We start from the raw sequence: 24,098 nt of genomic DNA, 5'->3' as shown, positions 1-24,098 counted from the left end.
TTGTAGGCAGATTGTTCGCTCAAGTGAATTTATCCATGCTATACTACAAGCATAGTAAGTTTAAGGAGGATTTCAAATGGCAATTGTACATGCAACAGATGCTACGTTCCAGGACGATATTAAAGAAGGGTTAGTACTAGTAGACTTTTGGGCTGCTTGGTGCGGACCATGTAAAATGATTGGGCCAGTTCTTGAAGAAATGGACGCAGCAGGTAGTGCGGCTAAAATTGTAAAAGTTGACGTTGACAATAACCAAGGTACTGCAGCTCAGTATCAAATTATGTCAATCCCATCTTTACTATTATTTAAAGATGGAGAATTAGTTGACAAAACAGTAGGCTTCCAACCAAAAGAAGCTTTAGAAGCATTTATCGCAAAACATGCGTAATGAATGAAGTTCACAAAGCCGAGCCATCAATTGATGTGTTCGGCTTTTTTTCGTTATATAATAAAGAAAATAACTAACATTATTCTAATAAGGGGAATTTTTACTTAGGGGGGCAGGTAGGTAATGAACGATTTAATAAAGCGAAAACTGGATATTTTACCAGATCAACCTGGCTGCTATTTGATGAAGGATCGACAAGGGACTATCATTTATGTCGGTAAAGCAAAAGTTCTAAAAAACCGTGTACGTTCTTATTTTACGGGAACACATGAAGGGAAAACGCAAAGGCTTGTAGGTGAAATAGAAGATTTTGAGTATATTGTAACGTCATCAAATATTGAAGCACTTATTTTAGAGCTGAATCTCATCAAATTACATGATCCAAAATATAATGTCATGTTAACGGATGATAAGACCTATCCATATTTAAAAATTACGAATGAAAAACATCCTCGTCTGATTACGACACGGAAGGTAAAAAAGGATAAGGCAAAATATTTTGGTCCTTATCCGAATGCCTATGCAGCAAGTGAAACGAAAAAGCTATTGGATCGATTGTATCCGCTGCGCAAATGTGTACAATTACCTTCCAAGGTTTGCTTGTACTATCACATGGGTCAATGCTTAGCACCTTGTGTGAAGGAAATTGATGGTCAGGTTTATCAAGAAATGATTGAGGATATGACGAAGTTTCTAAATGGTGGTGTGGAGGCAGTCAAAAAAGAGCTTGAAGTTAAAATGCTAGTAGCTGCAGAAAACCTAGAATTTGAGCGAGCGAAGGAATTCCGAGACCAAATTGCCCATATTGATACGGTTATGCAGAAACAAAAAATAGTTTCAAGTGATACTACAAATCGAGATGTATTTGGCTATGCTGTTGAAAAAGGATGGATGTGTGTTCAGGTTTTCTTTGTGCGTCAAGGAAAGCTGATTGAGCGCGATGTCTCAATTTTTCCCATCTATCAAGATGCAGAGGAAGAATTTTTAACATTTGTTGGGCGCTTTTATGAAAAGCCAGAGCATATTAAGCCAAAAGAAATTTTTATTCCACAAGCCATTGATGCAGCTATCTTAACAGAATTATTAGAAATTAAAGTGCTCACACCGAAAAGAGGTCAAAAGAAGGAATTGGTTGAATTAGCTACCAAAAATGCTGAAATTGCTGTGGCAGCTAAATTCCAGCTAATAGAGCGTCAGGAAGAACGTACGATTGGTGCTTGTGAGGCACTTGGTGAAGCAATGGGCATTAGTACACCTTTACGAATTGAAGCTTTTGATAATAGTCATATGCATGGAACGGATGCAGTATCTGCTATGGTTGTTTTCATTGATGGGAAGCCTGCGAAAAAGGAGTACCGAAAATATAAAACGCGTACAGCAGCCAAGCATGATGATTACGGTGCAATGCAGGAGGTTATACGTCGTCGCTATATACGTGTTTTAAAGGAAGGACTACCATTACCAGATTTAGTCTTAATTGATGGTGGTAAGGGACAAATGGAAGTAGCCCGTGAAGTACTAGAAGATGAGCTTGGTCTTGTTATACCGATTGCTGGTTTAGCCAAGGATGATAAGCATAATACATCTCAGCTCTTGTTTGGTGATCCACCAGAAGTGATTAGCTTAAAACGTACAAGTGATGGCTTTTATTTATTACAACGAATTCAAGACGAAGTCCATCGCTTTGCTATTACCTTCTTGCGTCAACAGCATGAGAAGCATGCCATTCAATCTGTATTAGATCATATTGAAGGGGTAGGACCAAAACGAAAGCAACAGCTGCTTAAACATTTCGGTTCAGTCAAAAAAATTCGAGAGGCGAGCGAGCTAGCATTACAGGAGGCTGGGATGCCCGCTAATTTAGCAAGCCAAATTTTTAGCTATTTTCAGCAACAATCATTGTCAAAGGAATAGGCATGTGCTATGGTTATAAATAACATTGTTTTCAATGTTATGGAGAGTCAACTGCGTGACTAGTTTGTTTACGCTAAGGCTTAATGAATTGAATACATTCACTTTAAAGTGATGATAGAGGTGCAAGATTCAAGAGTAACACGATGGAGGATGGACAAGTCCAGAGATATTGTGTGAAAGGGGAGCTTGCCGAAGTACAGTATTGTTGTTCCATTGCCGTACTGGTTTTGCATTTAAGAAATGTAAGACTGTCGATTCTAAACGTTTCGGAGAGCTATCACACATGCGCAAGTTACGATTATTGTACATGTTATAGGCAGCTTTCACGTTATGTGGAGGCTGCCTTTTAGTTTTCTAGAAACGGTTTTACCCCCCATAATTTGGTGAAATACATGAACTGGAAGGGAGAACGAAAGAAATGGCTAAAATCGTGATGAAGTTTGGAGGAGCTGCATTAGCTTCTTCTGAACAAATCCAAGAGGCTGCTAGGAAAGCGATTGCTGAAAAGGACAAAGGATTGGATGTAGTAGTGGTCGTTGCAGCAATGGGACACACTGCGAAAGAGATGAAAATGATGGTACACCAACTAACTGACGATGTGTCGAAAAGAGAATTAGATGCAGTTTTGTCAACTGGCTCTCAATTATCTAGTGCTTTATTTGCCATCGCTTTGCAGGAAGCAGGCTATGAGGCTGTATCTCTAACTGGATGGCAAGCTGGTATACATACGGATGGTATGTATCGACATGCTCGTATCGACTATATAGATATTAGTCGTATGGAAGAACATTTTGCACAGGGACAAATTGTGGTTATTGCTGGAGAACAAGGGATTGACGAAGTGCACAATATCACCACGCTTGGGAAAGGTGGAGCTGAAACAACTGCTGTTGCACTTGCCATAGCGTTGGAAGCGGAGAGAGTAGATATGTATACAAATGTGGACGGTGTTTATACAGCAGATCCACGATATGTTCCCAATGCCCAAAAGCTTCAAGAAATTTCCTATGATGAAATGTTGGAATTATCGAATTTAGGGTCTCATATCATACATCCTCGTGCGGTGGAGTTAGCGAAGAAATTTCAAATGCCTGTTATTATACGTTCAAGTTTAATAGAATCAGTAGGCACTTTATTGAAGGAGGAAGTGGAAATGGAAAAAAATTTAGTCGTTCGTGGTGTTGCATTTGAATCAGATATTATTCGTTTAACAGTGGGGTATGATGCTTTTTCCAATGCTTCATTAGCAGATATATTTACGGTTCTTGCAGAGAACCGTATTAATGTAGATATTATTGTCCAAGCCATTATTGATGGGTTGAAGCCAACTGTATCGTTTTCCATTTTAAAAGAGGAATTTGCGGAAGCATTACGTGTTTTAGAGGATAGTAAATTATCACTTGGATTTAGTTTTGCTGACTTCGAAATTGGACTAGCAAAAGTTTCTATTATTGGTTCAGGCATGGCTTCTAATCCAGGCGTTGCTGCTCGTATGTTTGATCGGTTACGTCGTGAAAATATCCCTGTAAAAATGGTTAGTACTTCTGAAATAAAAGTGTCCGTTGTTGTACCACAGGATGATATGATCCAAGCAGCTAATGCTCTCCATGATGAGTTTAATTTAGAGCAAGCACTTTACATATAATAATAGAAGAAACAGCATTTTATGTAATTGACCGAAATAAAAGGAAGAAAAAAGAAGGATTGTCATCCCATTCTTTAATGGGAAACAATCCTTTTTAATTATTCTGAGGGAATGGTATTCATAATACGTTCTTTAACGTCCCATTTGACTGTAAACATGACGTATTGTTGCTTTTCCCGTTTTTCATTATAGCATTCTGTCAGATAGCCTTTAGCTAGTTGAATTTGCTCTGCTATAAATCCTGCTTCAAGTTTAAAGCTGCGCTGCTTTATTTGAAGAATTTCAGGGTCATTTGTCAACTGGAAAATACGTCCATCTTTTGATTCCTTTATGAGTTCTAATGTACCCCAGCAGGCATCTGCGAAAAATGCGATAAGTTCATCTTGACTTTTACATGGGAACTTTCGAGCAAGCTCTTTACCTGCCCAATAAAGGACGTCATCTTCATGTTTACCGAGTATAGAAGATAGAATATGATCACGAATGATCTCATAGCCAAATGATGAGATTGTAGGAGATGGAGTGTTTAACATTGTTATCCTTCTTTCTTAGAATTTTCTTAAAATTTAACGGTAATAAAGTAATGATAGATTTTTCGAGAAAAAACGACGCATCATGTACTAGATTAGTTCTTTAATAAGCTCTATGAAAAACTCCGAGTTGCCTTGACGCTCGTAGCTCTTGAGAGTACAATAAACATGTCATAATATTGTACCATGATGAAATACACAGTCAATGAAGTATCATTTACAAAATGATGACTTCTTTTGTTGTGCTATTTTAAGTACTAAGGGGGGTAACAGTCTTGTCGAAAGATCGAGAGTTTTTATGGCGTCGCTTACATTCTCTACTTGGGATCATTCCAGTAGGTCTGTTTTTAACGATGCACCTGTTCATTAACTTTACAGCAACAGGCGGGGCAGAAAGTTACAACGATGCTACCGCAGTAATGGAAAAGATTCCATTCCTTATCCTAGTTGAATGGATTGTCATCTATATTCCATTAATGTTCCACGCATTCTATGGTGTCTACATTGCATTCACTGCTACACCAAACACAGGACGTTTCAGCACGTACCGTAACTGGATGTTCTCTTTACAACGTTTTACTGGTGTATTCTTAGTGATATTTATTGCATGGCATATTTTCCAAACTCGTATTCAAAAAGCACTTGGCACACACGTTGATTACGACATGATGGCGAATATTGTTGCTAATCCATTCATGCTTGGATTCTACATTGTTGGTATTTTATCAGCAACTTTCCACTTATCTAACGGTTTATGGGCATTCCTAGTAAGCTGGGGTATTACACAATCTCCTCAGTCTCAAAAGATCGCTACTTACGTAACAAACATTCTTTTCGTAATTCTAAGTGTAGTTGGTGTGGCTGCTATTTTAGCTTTCGTATAATTCAATAGAAGCTACGATAGAGCACATGCAATCATTGCAATTTTTTAAGAGGAGTGAGAAATAATCATGGCGAAAAGCAAAATAATTGTTGTCGGCGGTGGTCTTGCCGGTCTGATGGCAACGATTAAAGCAGCTGAAGTTGGTACTGAAGTTGATTTATTCTCATTAGTTCCTGTAAAACGCTCACACTCTGTTTGTGCGCAAGGCGGAATTAATGGTGCGGTAAATACTAAAGGTGAAGGGGATTCTCCATGGATCCACTTTGATGATACAGTTTATGGTGGGGACTTCCTAGCGAACCAACCACCAGTTAAAGGTATGTGTGATGCAGCACCTGGCATTATCCACTTAATGGACCGTATGGGTGTTATGTTCAACCGTACACCAGAAGGACTTTTAGATTTCCGTCGTTTTGGTGGTACTTTAATGCACCGTACAGCTTTCTCTGGTGCAACAACAGGTCAACAATTACTATATGCGCTAGATGAGCAAGTTCGTTCTCATGAAGTAGCTGGTTTAGTAAATAAATATGAACACTGGGAATTCCTTGGTGTTATTATCGATGAAGACGGCGTTTGTCGTGGTATCGTAGCGCAAGATATGCGTACAGAAGAAATTAAATCATTCCGTGCAGACGCTGTTATTATGGCGACTGGTGGCCCTGGTATTATCTTCGGTAAAACAACAAACTCTGTTATTAACACAGGTTCTGCTGCTTCTATCGTTTATCAACAAGGTGCTTCATATGCGAATGGTGAATTCATTCAAATTCACCCAACAGCGATTCCTGGAGATGACAAAAACCGTCTAATGTCAGAATCAGCTCGTGGCGAAGGTGGTCGTATTTGGACTTATAAAGACGGTAAACCTTGGTACTTCTTAGAAGAGAAATACCCAGCTTATGGTAACTTAGTACCACGTGATATTGCGACACGTGAAATTTTCGACGTTTGTGTAAACCAAAAACTTGGTATCAATGGCGAAAACATGGTATACCTAGATCTTTCACATAAAGATCCACATGAATTGGACGTTAAACTTGGTGGTATCATCGAAATCTACGAAAAATTCGTAGGGGATGACCCACGTAAATTACCAATGAAAATTTTCCCAGCAGTTCACTATTCAATGGGTGGATTATGGGTTGACTACAATCAAATGACTGAAATTCCTGGTCTATTTGCAGCAGGTGAATGTGATTACTCTCAACATGGTGCAAACCGTCTTGGTGCAAACTCATTATTATCTGCTATCTACGGTGGTATGGTTGCAGGACCAAACGCAGTAGACTATGTAAAACACCTTAAAAAGCATGCTGAAGATCTTCCACAAGAGATTTACGATGCTCGTGTAAAAGAGGAACAAGCGAAATGGGATGCTATCATGAAAATGGAAGGCACAGAAAACGCTTACTTACTGCATAAAGAGCTTGGTGAAATGATGACTGCTACAATGACTGTAGTACGTTACAATGATCAGCTTGAAGATACATTGAAAAAACTTGATGAGCTTACTGAGCGTTGGAACAACATCAACATCAATGATACGCAAAAATGGAGCAATCAAGGCGCACACTTTACACGTCAGCTTAAAAATATGTTAGTGCTTGCAAAAGTAATGACAAAAGGTGCACTATTACGTAATGAATCTCGTGGTGCACACTATAAACCTGATTTCCCTAACCGTGATGATGAGAACTTCTTAAAAACAACAATGGCGAAGTTTGACCCAGCTACTGGTAATCCAATCATCACGTACCAAGAAGTCGACGTTTCATTAATCCCACCACGTAAACGCGACTACTCTGCGAAAGGAGACTAAAAGTTATGCAAATCGCAGCTAATACTGGAAGAATGGTCAAAGTGGAAATCTTACGTCAAGATACACAAGGCGGCAATAGCTACTGGCAAAAATTCCAAGTGCCTTACCGTCATGGTATGAACGTAATTTCAATTTTAATGGAAATTCAAAAAAATCCTGTTACTGAAGATGGTGTAAACACATCACCAGTATCATGGGATATGAACTGTTTAGAAGAAGTTTGTGGTGCATGTTCAATGGTGATCAATGGCCGTCCACGTCAATCATGTTCTACACTAGTAGACCAATTGACAGAGCCGATTAAATTGGAGCCAATGAAAACATTCCCTGTTATTCGTGACCTACAAGTTGACCGTGAACGTATGTTCAACGCACTTAAAAAAGTTAAAGCATGGGTACCAATCGATGGTACGTATGATTTAGGTGAAGGTCCACGTATGCCAGAAGGTAAACGTCAATGGGCTTATGAACTATCTAAATGTATGACTTGTGGTGTATGTATGGAAGCATGTCCAAACGTGTCTGAAAAAGCTTCATTCATCGGACCAGCTCCATTATCACAAGTACGTCTTTTCAACACTCACCCAACTGGTGCTATGATTAAAGATGAACGTTTAAATGCAATTATGGGTGATGGTGGCCTTGCAAACTGTGGTAACTCTCAAAACTGTGTTGCTGCATGTCCAAAAGGTATTCCTTTAACAACATCCATCGCTTCATTAAACCGTGCAACTACAGTGCAAATGTTCCGTAACTTCTTCGGTTCTGACCACTACGTAGACTAATATACGGACAAGCTGAACTCCCTTACACGAAGTGTAAGGGAGTTTTTTATAGTTATAGAAATGAAATTTATCAAGTTGTTTATTTACATTTTTTCTATGATAATATAGCATTTTCTTTTATAATGAATATATATTCATTTTGTTTGCCGTTGATTGATAAAAGACGTGCAATTACATGACAGGGGGTGGTATATCATGAAGGCAAATTATATCGATAATTTTCAAGAGTGGGAAAAGGGTTTTTCATTTTTTAGCGAGGTACGAGTGCGATTTTCAGAAACAGACATGTATGGTCATATGAACAATACGATTAGCTTTACATATTTTGAGCAAGCAAGAATTGATTACTTCAGACATTTAGGAATTTTAATGCCCCCAGTTGGAGAAGAGAATGTGAAATCTATACCTATTGTAGCCGATTTACAATGCGATTATGTAAAGCAGGTTTTCTTTGATGACGTACTACGAATCTATACAAAAATCGCGCAAGTTGGGAATTCGTCGATGGACATTCACTATCTAGCAAAAAATCAAAAGGACGAAATCTGTTTCACTGGTCGTGGAACAATTGTACAAATGGATCCTCGTACAGGTAAAAGTGTGCCGATTTCAGAGGAAGAAAAAACGAAATTCATTCAGTTGGCCATTCTGCCTCACTAGTTCAATATATAAGTATATGTAAATTTATTGAAATAGTAGGTTTTGCTTTTTACGTAAAATTTATGAATGTAACAATGTAATTTTCGAAATTTTTAAGGAAACATAGAATAATCATGCAAATAGCCGTCACCGCTTCCTGCCCCTTAACATAAGTTACAATACGTGCGGGGGAGGAGGGTGTAACTGAATGAATGGCTCTCATCATCGTTCTCTTTTAACAAACCGAGAACGTGAAATATTTGCGCTTTTATTAGCTGAAAAAACAACGAGAGATATTGCAGAGCAGCTTGGTATTAGTGAAAAAACAGTGCGAAATCACATTTCCAATACAATTCAAAAGCTAGGTGTAACGAATCGATCTCAGGCGTTAATTGAGCTGTTACGCTTGGAAGAATTTAAATTAGACTAATGGACACTTGCTATTTCGTGAAAAAAACGACAAAATAGAACTATTCAACGTATTTTTAGGAGTGAAATAGTTATATGTCGGATGAAGTAACAAAGCACTCACCTGAAACCGTTGCAACGGTTGAAAAGGAATTACGCTATATAGCGGCCATCGTGAAGCAAAAGGGAAGAGAAATTGTTTCCGATTATGCGATTACGCCGCCACAATTTGTTGCATTACAGTGGTTAGAAGAGCTTGGTGATATTACAATTGGCGAATTATCAAACCGTTTATATTTAGCTTTTAGCACGACAACAGATTTAGTGGACCGAATGGAGAAAAATGAATTAGTCAAGCGTGTGCGTGATGAAAATGATCGCCGTGTCGTTGTCGTTCATCTTCTCGAAAAGGGCGAACGTATCATTCAAGAAGTAATTGAAAAAAGACAGCAATATTTGCAAGAGATGCTTGTTGGTTTTAATGAACAAGAAGTCGCGCAATTATCAAGCTATTTAGAAAAACTACATGTACACATGAAACAGGATTGAGGCGGAAAGTATGAATGCCCCGATAGGCGTTATTGACTCAGGAGTAGGCGGTTTAACCGTAGCAAAAGAAATCATGAAGCGATTGCCAAACGAAACGATTTATTATATTGGCGATACAGCAAGGTGTCCGTATGGTCCAAGAAGTCGTCAGGAAGTACGGAATTTTACTTGGCAAATGGCAAAAGCACTCGAAAAAATGAATGTTAAGATGCTCGTTATAGCTTGTAATACAGCGACTGCAGTAGCACTCGAAAGTTTACAAAGAAATATGCCTTTTCCAGTACTAGGTGTTATCAATGCTGGCGCACGTGCAGCTGTAAAAAAAACGAAGCGACATGAAGTCGTTGTGCTTGCAACAGAAGGAACAATTAAAAGTGGGGCGTATGAAGAAGCCTTATTGTCACTCAATACGTCAACACATATTATTCCACTAGCTTGTCCCACATTCGTACCACTTGTAGAAAGTGGCGAATATAAAGGTGACTTTGCAAATAATTTAATAGCAGAAGGCTTAAAGCCGTTGAAAAATCGACAATTTGATACGGTTATTTTAGGGTGTACACATTATCCTATTTTACAAAAACAAATTGAAGCTGTTGTCGGAGAAGATGTGAATGTTTTATCTTCTGCGGAGGAAACAGCAAAGGATGTACAGGAAATGTTAGCGTATAATGGCACTTTAGCAAATGCAAATGCGGTGCCTGCTCATAGATTTTTTGCAACTGGTTCTGTCCCAATTTTCCGTTCGATTGCTGAGAATTGGTTAGAGCAAGGTACTCTCGACATAAAACGTATCACATTAAAATAAAAAATCAGCTTAGCAACAGGCTAGGCTGATTTTTGCCGTTTTCAGCATTGTACATAAGCCACCGAGTACTTTTTTGATGGCACAAATTATGATAAGATGAGGGCGCGAAAGTTTTTAGGAGGAACGAAATATATGACAAGATATGATGGTAGAAATGCAGATGGGCTACGACCTGTGAAAATAGATAGTGAGTATCTATTACACCCTGAAGGCTCCGTATTAATTCAAGTAGGCAATACAAAAGTAATTTGCACCGCAACGATTGAAGACAAGGTACCTGGTTTTCTACGTGGGCAAGGTAAAGGGTGGATTACAGCCGAGTATTCCATGTTGCCTCGTGCAACCGCTCAACGGACACCACGTGAATCCTCTCGTGGGAAAGTCAATGGTCGTACAATGGAGATTCAGCGCTTGATTGGGCGTGCATTGCGTGCTGTAGTCGATTTAGGGGCGCTAGGCGAACGTACTGTATGGATTGACTGTGATGTCATTCAAGCGGATGGCGGTACTCGTACAGCATCCATTACGGGAGCATTTGTTGCCATGACACAGGCCATTGCTAAATTTGCTGAAGAAAAGCCATTTGAAAAATTCCCAGTAATAGACTTTTTAGCAGCTACAAGTGTTGGGATCGTTGAAGAACAAGGCGCTATTCTTGATTTAAATTATGTAGAAGATGTGGCTGCAGCTGTTGATATGAACATTGTGATGACAGGCGCAGGACGATTTGTTGAATTACAAGGTACTGGTGAGGAAGCTACTTTTTCTCGTGAAGAACTAAATGAATTGTTAGCATTAGGTGAAAAAGGCATACAACAATTAGTTGAGCTTCAAAAAATAACGCTTGGTGAACTGGCACACAAAGTTGGAGGGAATCAATAATATGAAACAAGTAGTCATCGCCACAAAAAATAAAGGAAAAGCAAAAGATTTTGAAGCATTATTTGGACCACTTGGTTATGAAGTCGTAACAATGTTTGAAGTGGCACCAGATATGGAAATAGAAGAAACAGGAACAACATTCGAAGAAAATGCCATCTTAAAAGCAGAAGCATTGGCGAAGGAGCTTAATACCATTGTTATTGCAGATGACAGTGGTTTAGCAGTAGATGCATTAAATGGTGAGCCAGGTGTGTACTCCGCTCGCTATGCTGGTGACCATGACGATGAAGCAAACATGATTAAACTGTTAGAAAATTTACAAGGTGTCGAAGATGACAAACGTACAGCACGTTTTTGCTGCTGTATTGCAATTGCAGGACCTGATTTCGCAACAACAACGGTATTTGGTACATGTGAAGGCGTCATTGCCCATGAAAAGCGTGGAACGAATGGCTTTGGCTATGATCCAATCTTTTTTGTGCCAAGCTTAAATCGAATGATGGCTGAGCTTTCACCAGAGGAAAAGGGTTCTATTTCTCACCGAGGCAATGCAATTCGCAAGTTAAAGGAGCAATTACCGAATCTTATCAAATAAGAGGTGATATCCATGAAAATGCTTGTTATGAGCGATACACATGGTGACAGCCATGTCATCGAAAAGGTTAAAGGTTTTTATCCTGAAATAGATATTGTGGTTCATTGTGGAGATAGTGAACTTCCCTATTCACATGAGGCATTAGAAGGATTGAAAAAAGTACGTGGAAACTGTGATCGTGAGAAGGCTTTCCCTGAAGAAGAAATGTTCATGGTCCATGATGTAAAGATTTTTGTGACACACGGTCATTTATTCAATGTGAAAAATTCCATCTTATCATTATCCTATCGTGCTAAAGAAGTAGGTGCACAGATCGTTTGCTTTGGTCATTCACATATTCTTGGTGCCGAAATGATGGATGATATCCTATTTTTAAATCCAGGCAGCTTATTAAAACCACGTGGTCGTAAAGAGAAAAGCTTTGCTGTTGTGGAAATCAATGCGACATCTTTTAAAGTTGATTGCATGACAGATGATAATCAATGTATGGCTACATATACATTTGATCGACAATAATAGAGAAAATCCGCATAACTAGTAAAGTATGCGGATTTTTATTTGGGCTACTGATAATGGTAAAATTGCCTATGAATGATTCATGCTGAAATAGCAAAAATAAATCGTAAAGGCAATAAAGGAGAAAACATGAAAAAAACAATTGGCTGGCATTTTGATAATAGTTACCTTCAACTACCAAGTATTTTTTATTCCGACATATCGTTAAATCCTGTTCGTTCACCAAAATTGATCTTATTAAATGAATCAGTTGCAGCATCACTTGGGTTAGACATTCAGGCTTTAAAGAGTGAGGAAGCATTAGCCGTTTTAGCTGGTAATACAATCCCAGAAGGTGGCGAACCGATTGCACAGGCTTACGCAGGGCATCAATTTGGTCATTTTAATATGCTAGGTGATGGTAGGGCTCTATTATATGGGGAGCAAATCACACCTCAAAAGGAACGGTATGATATTGCTTTAAAAGGATCAGGTAGAACACCTTATTCTCGAGGTGGAGATGGGCGAGCCGCATTAGGTCCAATGCTAAGGGAGTATATTATTAGTGAAGCGATGTTTGCACTAGGGATCCCAACTTCACGTAGTCTAGCAGTAGTCACTACAGGTGAAATGATTATTCGAGAAACGGAACTACCAGGCGCTATTGTCACAAGAGTTGCAAGTAGTCATTTGCGGGTAGGGACATTTCAATATGCTGCGCAATGGGGGACAGATGAGGAGCTACAGCTTTTAGCTGATTATGCAATAGAACGACATTACTCAGCTAATATTGGCAATCAAAATCGTTATCTTTATTTGTTAAATGAAATCATAAAGAAACAAGCCTCCCTTATAGCAAAGTGGCAGTTAGTGGGCTTTATCCATGGCGTCATGAACACCGATAATATGACCATTAGCGGTGAAACCATTGATTATGGTCCTTGTGCATTCATGGACATCTATGATCCTGCGACTGTGTTTAGCTCGATTGATCACCAAGGACGCTATGCTTATGGAAATCAGCCCAATATCGGTGGCTGGAATTTAACGCGCTTAGCAGAGTCCTTACTACCTTTAATTGATGATGATCAAGAAAAAGCCATTCAACTGGCACAAGAAACGCTACAACAGTATCCAAAATTATATGTAGAAAATTGGTTGAAAGGAATGTGTGCAAAGCTAGGCATTTTTAATGAGGAGCAAGAAGACATCCAGCTTGTTGAAGAGCTTCTTCAGCTTATGCAGCAATATCAAGCAGATTATACGAATACCTTTATCGCCTTAACGTTTGAGCAATTGGAGGATTCCCCATTATTTAACGCACCAGCTTTTAAGGACTGGTATCACAAATGGCAAGCTCGATTAGCAAGACAGCAGCAAAACAAAGACATGTCACAACAATTAATGCGCCAACATAATCCAGCTGTTATTCCGCGTAACCACAGGGTAGAAGAAGCTTTGGAAGCGGCTGTAGAACAAGGCGATTATACTGTGATGGACAACCTACTAAAAGTCCTAGCTCAGCCTTATGCTCATGCGAAAGAACAACAAGAATACGCTTCATTACCTGAACACACTAATCAACCATATCGTACGTTTTGTGGCACATAAGTAAAAAACGAGAGTTATTTATTCTCTCGTTTTTTATTTGTATAAAGGCACTCTACCGTATTCAAACGCATATTCTATGTATGAATAAAAATAAAGGAGAATAGGGTCGGTGCATAAGTATTCAAAGGGTTGGTTTGTCAAAGTTTTACGTGCTCATGGAATAATGGTTCATCCTCAATTTAAAAGTCATTTAGGCTTATATAAAGAATCTGAATTACGAAACTTATATTATCGTTATGTCGAAATAGAGTCTGCTGAGCAAAATCAATAGACCGTTTGTTTGAAGAACTCCTTTCTAGGAAAAACTAGTGATTAGAAAGGAGTTTTACTATGTGGATGATGACTCAAACATGGAAAGATGTTCTATTTTTACATTGGCCGATAGCCCCTCAAGAACTTGAAAAACATGTACCTAAAGAACTGAAGCTCGATCTCTTTGAACAAAATGCCTGGCTTAGTGTTGTCCTTTTTAAAGTTTATCGACATCGGCTACGCTTTCTACCACCTCTTCCTGGGATGAATACCTATTTACAATTGAATGTCCGAACATATGTGGAGTATAACGGCATGAAAGGCATCTATTTTTTTCATTTAGATGTGACGAATTATTTCTTATCAAAAATTATGGCAATAGGTAGCTTGCCATATCGCCATTCCAACATCCTAGTAAAACAAAGAGGGAATCACTATTCATACACAAGCCATTACAAAGCATGTGACGAAAGATTGAGGGTTATTTATACAATAGGAGACAAGACCAATACTAATTTTGACCGATGGATTGTAGAGCGCTACCATTCATGGGCGAAATGGAAGGATACACTTTTTCGCATTGATATTCACCACTCCTCATGGGAATTAAAAAGAGCCAACGTAACGATTGAAAGCAATACATTAGCCTCTTTTATGAAGGGGAAACTTCAGGGCATGCAGCCTCGTGCTCATTATGCTAAAAACAAAACAGCGAGAGTTTTTCCTCCAGCAGTTGAGCATAAAATGATCATAAATCCATCAAGATTTTTGCATTAAAAGAGGTAACAAAATTGCATAACGATGGCGCTGGCTATCATATCTGACATCGCAAGTGCCTCTGCTTCAATTTCATCAAATACCTCTACATCAGCCTGATAATCTTTTTGTATCATCGTGACAGCTTCATTTTTCGTTAAAGCTAAATGTGTATAAAACATTTTTTGTACGGCCTCTCTACTTAGGTATGGATTTATTGTATGCAAAAAGAAAGCAATATCATCTGCATTACGATACCATTCCCTCTCTTTAGCTTCCGCTGTGGTAGCGTCACCTTTCGCAGCAGCTGTCACTAATTGAGCCGCAATTACCAGATGCTCTTTAATTAAAGCTGCATAACGATCCGCCACGGAGTCACCATAAAAGGGGCGTAAACAATTCCCTAAATCGGTTGCATTACGTAGCAAACGCTGCTGCACAAAGGGTAAATCAGGCAAATTAAACACAATGCTAATAATAGTCATCCGTGTCCAATTCACATGCTCCATCCAAAGTAAGCGGTTCATAGCCATAAAGTCTGCTTCGCCTTTACTAATACAGCGTCGGTAATCATTTGACTGTAAAAAGTGACGAATCGGAGCCGTATACTGCGTATAGGGGGCATGATACAGCTGGCTTAATGAAAAACCATTTGAATAGGGGTACAAGGCTTCACTCCTTCTTGTTCTTTCTCCTACAGTAGCATACTCTAAGGAATCTCGGAGTATGAAGAACAAGAAAGAAAAGAAGAGACGACAAAATTACGCTTCATACATCATTTTCTTCGTCATGCCACCATCAACTGTAAGATTAATACCTGTCACAAAGTTATTGATCGGGTTTGTTAAATAGAGATAAGCCTGTGCAATATCTTCAGGCAGACCAACCCTTCCTGACAAATGCTGCGCATGATCGATTGGCCGTAGTGCCTCGTAATCACCTGTTTCAATCCACCCAGGTGAAATACAATTCACTGTAATTTGATCTGGCCCTAAAGATCGCGCTAAAGCATGTGTTAACGCTATGATACCACCCTTTGTAGCCGCATAAGCTTCTGTATGAGGCTCTGACATTTCAGCTCGCGTTGAGGCCAGCGAAACAATGGAACCACCCTTTGCATTATGCCGCATCACTTTTGCAGCCTCTCTGGCACAAAAAAAGGTACCCGTTAAATTCGTCTGCAACAAATCCTGCCACTCATCAAACGTCACCTCATAGGGAGATTGATGCTGGAACTTCCCAGCATTATTAATTAAAATATGAATGGTTCCATATTGCTCAACAGCTCGCTGCATCAAATGAATAATATCCTGTTCCTTTGTCACATCCGTTGGAACAAATAATGCAGAGTAGCCTTGAGCAAGCATATCCTGTTCTAACTGTTGACCTAAGCCTGCCTTCAAATCAGCAATCACCACTTTTGCACCTTGTTGTGCATATGCAAGCGTAATACCCTTACCAATCCCTTGTGCACCACCTGTGACAATAACGACTAAATCTTTAAACATCCACAAACCTCCTACTTTTTTATCGCCAAAGTGTAGCAAATATTTTGCTATCCGTCCTGTTAAGAGGGTGAAGAAATGGTATAATGGATGCTGTAGCAACATATGATAAAAAATATGAGGCAAACCTTGCCTGCATAGTAAAATTAATGTTGACATTATGCTATAAAGTACATATAATAAATATTGTCCTTCCTATGGAATACATAAGAAACGACATCATGTCTCAGTAGCTCAGCTGGATAGAGCAACGGCCTTCTAAGCCGTCGGTCGGGGGTTCGAATCCCTCCTGGGACGTCGAAGGGTTCAGATTGATGAAGTTTGAACCTAAGTAAAAGCGCTTCAAATCCTTATGATATAAGGGTTTGGGGCGTTTTTTCTGTTTTTTTGGGGTTACGTTAGAAAACATTAGGAAAAGGTGTGGTTTATACACCTCTCTACACAAATTATACACACGATTTTTATACGTTAAATAAACGTTCAAAAATGCCTGTAGTTTGCTTTGAATCCTTTTCACGTAGCTCTTTCATGAGGTGTGCATATGTAGAGGTAGTGATGTCTAATGAAGCGTGACCAAGCCGCTCTGATACATAAAGCAAACTAATGCCTTTATACAAAAGTATACTCGCATGTGTATGTCGTAAGCCATGCGCGGTAATAATTGGTGTGATTTTTAGATTACGCAAGCATCGTCGTAACACATCATTTAACCGATCATTCGTTACAACCTGAATAGGAGAGTCAGCGTGATAGAACACTAGTTGATTCCCTTGTTATTCTTTACTTTAAGTATCAATTCTTTCAAAATCGTTAATGTTAGTTTATCAACGTTAATTCTTCGCTCGCTGGCTTCATTTTTAAGCGGTCCAAATCCACCACCTTCTTTATAATTCCACTGCTGCACAATCGCAATTTTACCAGCCTTTAAATCAACATTATCAATGGTTAATCCTACAAGCTCTCCAAATCGTAAACCCGTACTCAAGCTAACGATTAACATGGGATATTCCAAACACTCATAACGATGATCAGCTAAATATTTGAGTAGTTTCTGACTTGCCTTATAGTCTAGAAACTTCTCCGAAGACTTTTTACTCGCAAAACCGGTAATCGTTACTTTACGAGTAAAATCAGTTTTAATGAGACCTTCATCAATCGCTTCTTTAACACAAGTTCGAATAAAGCCGTTTATTTTACGGTTTGTTGTTTTCGCGAACTGCATCCCCATATCATTTAAAAATTGTTGATACTCACGCTTCGTAATATCTTGTATAGCGCGATTATTGAAATAGGTTACGAGCTTGTTGTGCGTAGCTTTGTACGAATTAAGCGTGATGTTTGATATATCCGTTTTAAACGTTTCATACCAGCTTTTAAAATACTTCTCTAGCGGGTAGTTCTTTACAGGATTTAAAACGCCATTTACCAAATCTAACTCGACTTGCAACGCAGCTTCCATTGCCTCCTTCTTTGTTTTAAAACCTCCTTTACGTATTGGTTTCTGTTTACCATCGACTACACGACTGATGTTATATTGCCAAGTGCTACCGCGTTTCGTGTAACTTGCCATATTGTGCCTCCTTTTTATAGGTATGAGATTACTTTAGCATAGGGTGAATTAGTTGTTAAATTAGAGTTTGAAGTTATATTAATATGAAGGAATATAATGTAAAATTAAAATGATTTGAAAAAGTTTTTTCTAGGCTAGATATAAATTAGGAGGGATTTCATGTATATCTGGGGTTATCAACCACATTTTCAATCTTCATTAAAAGTGTTGGTTGAAGATATTTTTAAAAATATTAATAAAGATTTAAATCCGGAGATTTCAATTGTTGGAATTTGGAATAAGGAAGTTTATAAGAACAATCCGCATAATATTGAGGTAATATTCAAAGATACAACTTTTAAAGAATCTGATTTTAAAGATATTATAGATAATGCTTATTTAAAGTATACAGAGATTAGTAAAGGAATATTAATTAGTCATCCTATTGCTGAAGAAAGATGGCATAAAAATCAATTACTAATATCCAAATCACAACAAATGGAAGAAAATCTAAATCAAATATATACTGAAAATCAATTCTTTGTAGCAAAACCAGTTGAAATAAACGGTTATTTAGTATTTATTGTTTTGCAGCTAGATAAGAATGGGTTAAGTAAGATTCCTAAATTAACAAAAGAAAATAGTGATAGATTCAAATTGTATAGATCATATTTAGAAGCTACAATTGAAGAGTTTTTAAGTACAAGTTCAGAAGTATTAAATTTACCTGATATTGGTCAAGATAGAGTTCTAAGAAGAACAGCTGAAGAATTTATAAAAGGGGGAGCAAAATGGTTTTTAGAAAATTTATTATTTCAATTTAAAGGTAGCTTTAATTTGTATGAATCTTTTAATATTATTTCAGCACAATATTATGAGGGGGCAGAGGCTAAAGGTGGAATACTAATTGGAAAAGCAGATAATGAATATATAAATAAATTAATTGAATTTAAAGAGCCGATTTATTTGAGGCAACATCGTACTATAAGAAAGCTCTTAGAAATGACTAATGAGGAAGTTTATTTGTTATCAGATGGTGAAACAGTATATGGATTAGGACAGTTATCAAACTATGATAAAGCAACAGAAAGTGTTTTCGTTATTAAATTTAGAAAGCATTATTTGTGGCAATTAGTACATAAGGATGAAGTTTTGATGGAGGTAGAGTATAGTAATCCAAAAATACCGATTGAAAAAATAGATTATGAGCAATTTAAAGATATTTTTTTTAGGGTTTTTAAAGACGTTAGTGATGATAACATTCAAACAGTCTGGTCGACTATTATAAGTGCGTCTAAACAAAAACATGGAACAATGGTTGTTATTTCGAGTAAGGCTAAAGAAGAATCAGAGAGATTAGGGAATCAATGTCTAAAAATAAGTGGGACGATAATAGATTCTAAACTAATAGAATATGTAACTTCGATTGATGGTGCTATATTAATTGAGCCGAATGGTGAATGTGTTGCATTAGGTGTTATATTAGACGGTGTAGCATCAGAGAATGGAGATATGTCGAGAGGTGCAAGATACAACTCAGCAATAAGATATTTAGAAGCTCAGCAAAGTGATTGTTTAATAGTGGTAATTTCAGAAGATGGATATATCAATCTTATTCCCAATTTAAAACCTCGAATTTCTAGAGAAAAAATAGATATGTTAATAGATATATTAAGGGAATTGAATAATCAAGAATCAGTTGATATAAAATGTTTTAATTCAACGATGTTTGAATTAAAAGCGTTAAATTTCTATCTTTTAGAAGAAGACTGTATTGAAATAAACGATATATTTCCAAAGATTCAAGAAAAAATGAAAACAAATATAAAAATAGTACATGAAAAATTCCAAGCGGATTACAATATGAATGAGTCATATTATTTATAACATAATTAGATAAATAAAAATAATTGAGTATCAGTATATGAAAATGATCTCTTAAAGAATAATAAATCTTTTAGAGATCATTTTGTTTGAATAGATTTAATTAGTATTCAAAAAGTTAATAATTAATCGAGTTTAATTTTATAAACTCATATTTGAAAAGTAATTCATCTAAATGCACGTAATGCACGTAATACTTCTCAGTTGTCTCATAACTCTCGTGACCTAATAAATACTGAATAGCTTCTTTAGAGATTTTAAGTTTTACAAGGTTAGTTGCATAGCTATGTCGAAGTTTATGACAGGTTAAGCGTGGAATTTTTAATTCGTATAGTAACATGTCCAGTTTATTGTTAAATGCGGTGTTGCTTAACACCTTGGCTTTGCAATTAGGTTTATAGAATAAGCGGCTGTCATCATTTTTAACATACTCCGAAGAGGTCTTATATTCTTTAAGTAGCTCAATTAGCTGGTTAGACAGCGGTAAATATCGTTCCTTAATATCACCTTCATATTTATAGCCATCTGGATCTTTTAGACCTGTAAAACCACTTCCGTTGACGTAATCCCACTGACGATGAACATATAACTGTCCTTTTTCAAAATCAATATCGTCCCAGCAGATTGCGCATAGTTCACCAAATCGTACACCCGTTAAAATCGCTAACAATACCATTAATTTATACTGTAAATCAATTTGAGCGTTATACACGAAGCGAATGAAACGATCATACTCATCAGCATTTAAATACTTCTTAGTTTCTTTAGATTTTTCACCGACGATTGCAGCATCGGTTGTGAAATTTAGAAAGACTAATTGTCGCTCAAATGCTGATTTCACAAATTGTCGAATATGCTTATGCATTTTATGATTAGTTGCTTTATTTAAGTAGCTAAAAGATGCTAAAAAGTCTTCGTACATTTCGAGAGTGATATCTTTTAATAATGTGTCATCAAAGTATTTCTCTATTTTATTCTTCGTATTTACATAAGATTGAATCGTTTTAGGATTTAAGTTCATCTTCGTTTTATTCATCCATTTCTCAAATTCTTGATGGAATGTTTGATGTACATAACCAGCCTTCAATAATTTTCGCTGCATTTTTTCTAAAGCTAACTTCCTTTCAATTTCTTTTGCAATAGTGGTTGCTTCTTTTTTCGTCTTGAAGCCTCCCATCCGGATTGCAGGCTTTGGGTAATTGCTAACTGAAAATCCATAAGAAGTTACAATACCTTTATTATTTTTTCTTGCAATGATACTAACCATTTAAAACCCTCCGTTATTTAAAAATATCTTTAAAATTATCTTCTAAAAATTGAGCCATTTTTTTCGCTTGAAAAGCCCAAGTTTCACCTCGATTTTGTGGGTAATATACGAAGCCATTTAATTTTGAATCCAACTTTTTTCGAAAGTGAGCTTTATATAAAATATGCTCTTTAATCCATTCGCTCTTTTTATTAATCCGCTTCTCTAAATCTGCCATAGTCCAATACACACCTTCTACCTGCAATTCTTTCAACTGATCGTATTCTACCTTTGTAATTAAAATCGAATCAGATGGAATTGAAATAGTTAAGTTCACTGTCATTTGCTGCATAGTTACGCTCCTAAAATTTATATAAGTTTAGAATCTTAAAAGATTTGAAATATGATAGCCGATGATTTCGTATATTTTAATAGCAATTTTATATTTTTTTTAATAATTATTTATTGCCTAATAATGCTGAATTAGCTAGTAGGTATGCTGTAATAGTGGATTTCATCTAATGTTCTTGTGCGTGTCAATTACGAGGCACAAGTGACACGCACAATGAAGAGTAGAGTATGTGGCTAATTAATCGAATAAATGTTTAAGGGAAATATCGTTTAATCATCGTCACAAAATAGTATTCATAAAAGAGTAACCCTTGATAAATCAAGGCCTATAGATTGTGCGGCACAATTGTAAAAGAAACTGATTTGAATTAATCCGTTTGTGCGTATTGATACGCATAATTGCGCAGCATAATTAAACCGCACAAATAAAGTATGAATGTAATAGTAAGTATGTCAGATGTGAAATATAGATTATGTTTATTTTGTTGTAACATATTGATGAGGTTAGAAATAGTACTAACATAGCTTTAACTTAACCAGCATAAAGGTTTTAGCTAGTACAAGGTCGAATACTAATTCGTACTAATTTACCTAACTTGATTTCACAGCATTTTATAAACTGTAATTAAGTTGATTTTAAGCCATAGGGGCAGCACATTTAATGTGCCAGTAAAAATAGTATTGAGGCTAGATTTATCAATGGTTTTGATAAGTATGGAAGTTGAATTTGAAGCTGACTAATTAAATCTTTAGTAAATAAAATAGGTATAGTACTATATATGGCATCATAATTGATACTATAAGTAGTACCGATAGTGATAACATAATAGATTTTGATTTTTCCGGGATTTAAAAATCCAACGAAAACGTTGAGGCTGTAAGAAAAGTTAAAGTACCGTATGTGATACCGATAGTGGTACAACTATTGATACTTTATAAAGAACTATAGTTAAAATACTAAAAAAATTATAATTTCAGCAATCAATTTTTATATGTGATATCACTAGTGATGCCAAAGGAATTTCAAAAGTAATTGAAATTAAATTCCGATACCACTCTTAAAATCCTCTGACTTACCTTGTAGAATATTTAAAAGAATTTACAAGGAGTTTATTGAATGAAAATAATAAATGTAATAGAGGAATTAACATCAAGGATTCCTCGGTTTCCTTGATGTTTTTTATTTTAATCAGCTCTATCTCAAATAATGGCTGTGTTCGTATAAGTTGTATTGCATTTAGTGCTTGATTAATTGATTGATTTCTTTGATCGGTTTCAACAGATGCTAAAGGTAGCATTTCTAAGTCAAAATCCACTTCAAAATTATTAGTCGCTAATTTCAATGTAGGGAAATTAATTATTTTATTGTTATCGTTCATAATATCGCATCCTTTGTAAACTGATTAATTAATAACGTAATTACCAAATTTTTCTGATAAAATAATGTTATATGTTCTACTTATTTGTATTCTTATCGAAATCATATTCATAGTTCTAAGGGTACAAGATAATATTATCATTATACATAAATTTACATGTCTTTTCTTTGTAATTTAATTAATTTTTAGGTAAATATAAATGTTCTATTTTTAAGGGGCTGGGCAGAAGGGGAAATGATTTATTAGAGGGGTTAAATAACGTACAGAAGCAAGCTGTAGACAACAGGGGGATGGAAGAGTTATTGCTTTACCGTTTATCTAGTGGTAATAGTGATAAATTTCTAGGTATGTTTGTTGTGGTGAAAGATGCTTGAATTGACGTTCTAGGTGATACAATTGATCACAGTTATAAATGTATAATTTTAGGTAATAGCTAGTTTGAAGAAATTTTAATTTGTTGGAGGTGAATAGTACATGCAAGGAATTTGTTATTGGTGTGGTAAACCTGCAGTATCTATGGAACATGTACCACCTAAGTGTATGTTTCCGGAAGAAAAAGATATAAAAGATTTTTACAAAGATAATTATAGAAAAAATTTAATTAAAGTCCCTTCATGTGACTTACATAATATTGAAAAATCTAGTTTAGATGAATATTTAATGGCTACATTAACAAGTAAAGTTGGAAATAATAGTTTAGCTTTTATTCAAACAAAAACTAAAATAAATAGAACTCTCTCTAGAAATAAGCAGTTATTAAGTGTTAAACATAGCGGCGTGATAGAGGTTGGAAATTATAAGTTTCCTGTCTCTATGATTGAAACAGATAATCAGAAATTAACTTATGCGTTTGAAGCGATAGCTAGAGGTTTATATTTTTATCGAAACAATGAGACATACAAAGGAGAAATAAAAGTTATTTCGGAAATCTTCAATAATGAAGATTATCAAGAGGCTATGAACTTTACTAATAAGGCGATTAATATAATTGAAAACGAAGCCGTTAACTGGGGAACAAAAGTTTTAGGTGAAAATCAAAAAGTCTTCACATATCAATTTAGTCCAGTTGACGGGTTTAATTGTCAAACACTTAAATTATGCTTTTTTGAAGGAATCAAAGTTTATGTAATTTTAAATGGTATGTCCGAAAGAGATAGACTTAAATATAAAAAAAGCTTCCAATTTATTGAGGAGATTTTGTTTGATTAAAGTGAGGTTTTGA

General features: G+C 36.5%; 26 protein-coding genes, 1 tRNA gene and 1 riboswitch. Of the genes, 19 read left to right on the top strand and 8 right to left on the bottom strand.

Annotation, left to right across the window (positions count from 1 at the left end):
* Positions 1-76 precede the first annotated feature (76 nt).
* From trxA to MKY76_RS16715, 3 genes are all read left to right on the top strand, one after another.
* Complete coding sequence (gene trxA, locus MKY76_RS16725) at positions 77-388, top strand: thioredoxin (RefSeq protein WP_004226420.1); 312 nt, start codon at positions 77-79, stop codon at positions 386-388.
* Positions 389-511: 123 nt separating this feature from the next.
* Complete coding sequence (gene uvrC, locus MKY76_RS16720) at positions 512-2,302, top strand: excinuclease ABC subunit UvrC (RefSeq protein ID WP_342556873.1); 1,791 nt, start codon at positions 512-514, stop codon at positions 2,300-2,302.
* A 107-nt stretch (positions 2,303-2,409) separates the two neighbouring features.
* Positions 2,410-2,587: riboswitch (Lysine riboswitch) on the top strand.
* Between the two features lie 133 nt (positions 2,588-2,720).
* A complete protein-coding gene (locus MKY76_RS16715; RefSeq protein ID WP_103118619.1) occupies positions 2,721-3,947 on the top strand; it encodes an aspartate kinase in 1,227 nt (408 codons plus the stop codon).
* Between the two features lie 98 nt (positions 3,948-4,045).
* Here MKY76_RS16715 and MKY76_RS16710 read toward each other — a convergent pair whose 3' ends face one another.
* Complete coding sequence (locus tag MKY76_RS16710; RefSeq protein WP_048393678.1) at positions 4,046-4,480, bottom strand: YslB family protein; 435 nt, start codon at positions 4,478-4,480, stop codon at positions 4,046-4,048.
* A gap of 272 nt (positions 4,481-4,752) precedes the next feature.
* Here MKY76_RS16710 and MKY76_RS16705 point away from each other — a divergent pair, with 272 nt between their 5' ends.
* The 13 genes from MKY76_RS16705 to MKY76_RS16645 all read left to right on the top strand — a co-directional run bounded on the left by MKY76_RS16705 (position 4,753) and on the right by MKY76_RS16645 (position 14,983).
* Positions 4,753-5,361 (top strand): succinate dehydrogenase cytochrome b558 subunit, encoded by a 609-nt coding sequence (locus MKY76_RS16705; protein WP_004226428.1) that lies wholly within the window; start codon positions 4,753-4,755, stop codon positions 5,359-5,361.
* Between the two features lie 66 nt (positions 5,362-5,427).
* Positions 5,428-7,182 carry a succinate dehydrogenase flavoprotein subunit gene (gene sdhA / locus MKY76_RS16700; protein WP_004226429.1) on the top strand — a complete coding sequence of 585 codons (1,755 nt, stop codon included), beginning with the start codon at positions 5,428-5,430 and terminating at the stop codon, positions 7,180-7,182.
* 5 nt (positions 7,183-7,187) lie between these two features.
* Positions 7,188-7,967: a succinate dehydrogenase iron-sulfur subunit gene (sdhB, locus tag MKY76_RS16695; RefSeq protein WP_004226431.1), complete on the top strand. Its 780-nt coding sequence runs from the start codon at positions 7,188-7,190 to the stop codon at positions 7,965-7,967.
* A 195-nt stretch (positions 7,968-8,162) separates the two neighbouring features.
* Positions 8,163-8,627 carry a thioesterase family protein gene (locus MKY76_RS16690; protein WP_066037526.1) on the top strand — a complete coding sequence of 155 codons (465 nt, stop codon included), beginning with the start codon at positions 8,163-8,165 and terminating at the stop codon, positions 8,625-8,627.
* 187 nt (positions 8,628-8,814) lie between these two features.
* Complete coding sequence (locus MKY76_RS16685; RefSeq protein ID WP_004226437.1) at positions 8,815-9,036, top strand: LuxR C-terminal-related transcriptional regulator; 222 nt, start codon at positions 8,815-8,817, stop codon at positions 9,034-9,036.
* A 74-nt stretch (positions 9,037-9,110) separates the two neighbouring features.
* A complete protein-coding gene (locus MKY76_RS16680) occupies positions 9,111-9,563 on the top strand; it encodes a MarR family transcriptional regulator (protein WP_016991542.1) in 453 nt (150 codons plus the stop codon).
* A 10-nt stretch (positions 9,564-9,573) separates the two neighbouring features.
* Positions 9,574-10,371 carry a glutamate racemase gene (gene racE / locus MKY76_RS16675; RefSeq protein ID WP_004226440.1) on the top strand — a complete coding sequence of 266 codons (798 nt, stop codon included), beginning with the start codon at positions 9,574-9,576 and terminating at the stop codon, positions 10,369-10,371.
* 132 nt (positions 10,372-10,503) lie between these two features.
* Positions 10,504-11,253, top strand: coding sequence for a ribonuclease PH (gene rph / locus MKY76_RS16670; protein ID WP_319839460.1), 750 nt, complete (start codon positions 10,504-10,506; stop codon positions 11,251-11,253).
* A 1-nt stretch (position 11,254) separates the two neighbouring features.
* Positions 11,255-11,848, top strand: a complete 594-nt coding sequence (locus MKY76_RS16665) for an XTP/dITP diphosphatase (RefSeq protein ID WP_004226443.1) — start codon at positions 11,255-11,257, stop codon at positions 11,846-11,848.
* A 12-nt stretch (positions 11,849-11,860) separates the two neighbouring features.
* Positions 11,861-12,364 (top strand): metallophosphoesterase, encoded by a 504-nt coding sequence (locus MKY76_RS16660; RefSeq protein ID WP_009373890.1) that lies wholly within the window; start codon positions 11,861-11,863, stop codon positions 12,362-12,364.
* 129 nt (positions 12,365-12,493) lie between these two features.
* Positions 12,494-13,954 carry a YdiU family protein gene (locus tag MKY76_RS16655; RefSeq protein ID WP_342556872.1) on the top strand — a complete coding sequence of 487 codons (1,461 nt, stop codon included), beginning with the start codon at positions 12,494-12,496 and terminating at the stop codon, positions 13,952-13,954.
* Between the two features lie 109 nt (positions 13,955-14,063).
* Positions 14,064-14,225 (top strand): DUF2639 domain-containing protein, encoded by a 162-nt coding sequence (locus MKY76_RS16650; protein WP_016991537.1) that lies wholly within the window; start codon positions 14,064-14,066, stop codon positions 14,223-14,225.
* Positions 14,226-14,284: 59 nt separating this feature from the next.
* Positions 14,285-14,983, top strand: coding sequence for a DUF2071 domain-containing protein (locus tag MKY76_RS16645; RefSeq protein WP_342556871.1), 699 nt, complete (start codon positions 14,285-14,287; stop codon positions 14,981-14,983).
* On the opposite strand, the gene MKY76_RS16640 is transcribed toward MKY76_RS16645, so the two are convergent.
* Together MKY76_RS16640 and MKY76_RS16635 are read right to left on the bottom strand one after the other, a co-directional pair.
* Positions 14,980-15,630 (bottom strand): hypothetical protein, encoded by a 651-nt coding sequence (locus MKY76_RS16640; RefSeq protein WP_112116280.1) that lies wholly within the window; start codon positions 15,628-15,630, stop codon positions 14,980-14,982. The two genes, MKY76_RS16645 and MKY76_RS16640, sit on opposite strands and share 4 nt — an antisense overlap.
* 93 nt (positions 15,631-15,723) lie before the next feature.
* A complete protein-coding gene (locus MKY76_RS16635) occupies positions 15,724-16,470 on the bottom strand; it encodes an SDR family oxidoreductase (protein WP_342556870.1) in 747 nt (248 codons plus the stop codon).
* Positions 16,471-16,690: 220 nt separating this feature from the next.
* On the opposite strand from MKY76_RS16635, the gene MKY76_RS16630 reads away from it, so the two are divergent.
* Positions 16,691-16,764: transfer RNA gene (locus MKY76_RS16630), tRNA-Arg, on the top strand.
* A gap of 164 nt (positions 16,765-16,928) precedes the next feature.
* On the opposite strand, the gene MKY76_RS16625 is transcribed toward MKY76_RS16630, so the two are convergent.
* Positions 16,929-17,225: a tyrosine-type recombinase/integrase gene (locus MKY76_RS16625; protein ID WP_342556869.1), complete on the bottom strand. Its 297-nt coding sequence runs from the start codon at positions 17,223-17,225 to the stop codon at positions 16,929-16,931.
* Positions 17,225-18,037, bottom strand: a complete 813-nt coding sequence (locus MKY76_RS16620; RefSeq protein WP_342556868.1) for an Arm DNA-binding domain-containing protein — start codon at positions 18,035-18,037, stop codon at positions 17,225-17,227. Before MKY76_RS16620 ends, MKY76_RS16625 begins: the two co-directional genes overlap by 1 nt.
* 159 nt (positions 18,038-18,196) lie before the next feature.
* Between MKY76_RS16620 and MKY76_RS16615 the strand changes: the two genes are divergently transcribed.
* Positions 18,197-19,903, top strand: a complete 1,707-nt coding sequence (locus MKY76_RS16615; RefSeq protein ID WP_342556867.1) for a DNA integrity scanning protein DisA nucleotide-binding domain protein — start codon at positions 18,197-18,199, stop codon at positions 19,901-19,903.
* A gap of 115 nt (positions 19,904-20,018) precedes the next feature.
* Here the strand turns inward: MKY76_RS16615 and MKY76_RS16610 are convergent, their stop codons facing one another.
* From MKY76_RS16610 to MKY76_RS16600, 3 genes are all read right to left on the bottom strand, one after another.
* Entirely contained in the window at positions 20,019-21,167 is a 1,149-nt protein-coding gene (locus MKY76_RS16610) for a tyrosine-type recombinase/integrase (protein WP_342556866.1), read from the bottom strand.
* A 13-nt stretch (positions 21,168-21,180) separates the two neighbouring features.
* A complete protein-coding gene (locus MKY76_RS16605; RefSeq protein WP_342556865.1) occupies positions 21,181-21,498 on the bottom strand; it encodes a DUF771 domain-containing protein in 318 nt (105 codons plus the stop codon).
* A gap of 1,072 nt (positions 21,499-22,570) precedes the next feature.
* Entirely contained in the window at positions 22,571-22,876 is a 306-nt protein-coding gene (locus MKY76_RS16600) for a hypothetical protein (protein WP_342556864.1), read from the bottom strand.
* A gap of 474 nt (positions 22,877-23,350) precedes the next feature.
* Here MKY76_RS16600 and MKY76_RS16595 point away from each other — a divergent pair, with 474 nt between their 5' ends.
* On the top strand, positions 23,351-24,085 hold the full coding sequence (locus MKY76_RS16595) for a hypothetical protein (protein ID WP_342556863.1): 735 nt from the start codon (positions 23,351-23,353) through the stop codon (positions 24,083-24,085).
* Positions 24,086-24,098: the final 13 nt, after the last annotated feature.

It is taken from the genome of Lysinibacillus sp. FSL P4-0201 (genome assembly GCF_038593425.1).
GTDB lineage: Bacteria > Bacillota > Bacilli > Bacillales_A > Planococcaceae > Lysinibacillus > Lysinibacillus capsici.
This window is presented reverse-complemented; position numbering and strand designations above follow the sequence as displayed.

What these genes read in the sequence shown, in the direction of transcription:
- MKY76_RS16615 (WP_342556867.1), top strand. Translation starts at nt 18,197, where the DNA reads ATGTATATCTGGGGTTATCAACCACATTTTCAATCTTCATTAAAAGTG.
- racE (WP_004226440.1), top strand. Translation starts at nt 9,574, where the DNA reads ATGAATGCCCCGATAGGCGTTATTGACTCAGGAGTAGGCGGTTTAACC.
- MKY76_RS16635 (WP_342556870.1), bottom strand. Translation starts at nt 16,470, where the DNA reads ATGTTTAAAGATTTAGTCGTTATTGTCACAGGTGGTGCACAAGGGATT.
- MKY76_RS16660 (WP_009373890.1), top strand. Translation starts at nt 11,861, where the DNA reads ATGAAAATGCTTGTTATGAGCGATACACATGGTGACAGCCATGTCATC.
- MKY76_RS16595 (WP_342556863.1), top strand. Translation starts at nt 23,351, where the DNA reads ATGCAAGGAATTTGTTATTGGTGTGGTAAACCTGCAGTATCTATGGAA.
- MKY76_RS16620 (WP_342556868.1), bottom strand. Translation starts at nt 18,037, where the DNA reads ATGGCAAGTTACACGAAACGCGGTAGCACTTGGCAATATAACATCAGT.
- MKY76_RS16715 (WP_103118619.1), top strand. Translation starts at nt 2,721, where the DNA reads ATGGCTAAAATCGTGATGAAGTTTGGAGGAGCTGCATTAGCTTCTTCT.
- MKY76_RS16655 (WP_342556872.1), top strand. Translation starts at nt 12,494, where the DNA reads ATGAAAAAAACAATTGGCTGGCATTTTGATAATAGTTACCTTCAACTA.
- MKY76_RS16645 (WP_342556871.1), top strand. Translation starts at nt 14,285, where the DNA reads ATGTGGATGATGACTCAAACATGGAAAGATGTTCTATTTTTACATTGG.
- uvrC (WP_342556873.1), top strand. Translation starts at nt 512, where the DNA reads ATGAACGATTTAATAAAGCGAAAACTGGATATTTTACCAGATCAACCT.
- MKY76_RS16600 (WP_342556864.1), bottom strand. Translation starts at nt 22,876, where the DNA reads ATGAACGATAACAATAAAATAATTAATTTCCCTACATTGAAATTAGCG.
- MKY76_RS16665 (WP_004226443.1), top strand. Translation starts at nt 11,255, where the DNA reads ATGAAACAAGTAGTCATCGCCACAAAAAATAAAGGAAAAGCAAAAGAT.
- sdhB (WP_004226431.1), top strand. Translation starts at nt 7,188, where the DNA reads ATGCAAATCGCAGCTAATACTGGAAGAATGGTCAAAGTGGAAATCTTA.
- trxA (WP_004226420.1), top strand. Translation starts at nt 77, where the DNA reads ATGGCAATTGTACATGCAACAGATGCTACGTTCCAGGACGATATTAAA.
- MKY76_RS16610 (WP_342556866.1), bottom strand. Translation starts at nt 21,167, where the DNA reads ATGGTTAGTATCATTGCAAGAAAAAATAATAAAGGTATTGTAACTTCT.
- MKY76_RS16710 (WP_048393678.1), bottom strand. Translation starts at nt 4,480, where the DNA reads ATGTTAAACACTCCATCTCCTACAATCTCATCATTTGGCTATGAGATC.
- MKY76_RS16680 (WP_016991542.1), top strand. Translation starts at nt 9,111, where the DNA reads ATGTCGGATGAAGTAACAAAGCACTCACCTGAAACCGTTGCAACGGTT.
- sdhA (WP_004226429.1), top strand. Translation starts at nt 5,428, where the DNA reads ATGGCGAAAAGCAAAATAATTGTTGTCGGCGGTGGTCTTGCCGGTCTG.
- rph (WP_319839460.1), top strand. Translation starts at nt 10,504, where the DNA reads ATGACAAGATATGATGGTAGAAATGCAGATGGGCTACGACCTGTGAAA.
- MKY76_RS16685 (WP_004226437.1), top strand. Translation starts at nt 8,815, where the DNA reads ATGAATGGCTCTCATCATCGTTCTCTTTTAACAAACCGAGAACGTGAA.
- MKY76_RS16605 (WP_342556865.1), bottom strand. Translation starts at nt 21,498, where the DNA reads ATGCAGCAAATGACAGTGAACTTAACTATTTCAATTCCATCTGATTCG.
- MKY76_RS16690 (WP_066037526.1), top strand. Translation starts at nt 8,163, where the DNA reads ATGAAGGCAAATTATATCGATAATTTTCAAGAGTGGGAAAAGGGTTTT.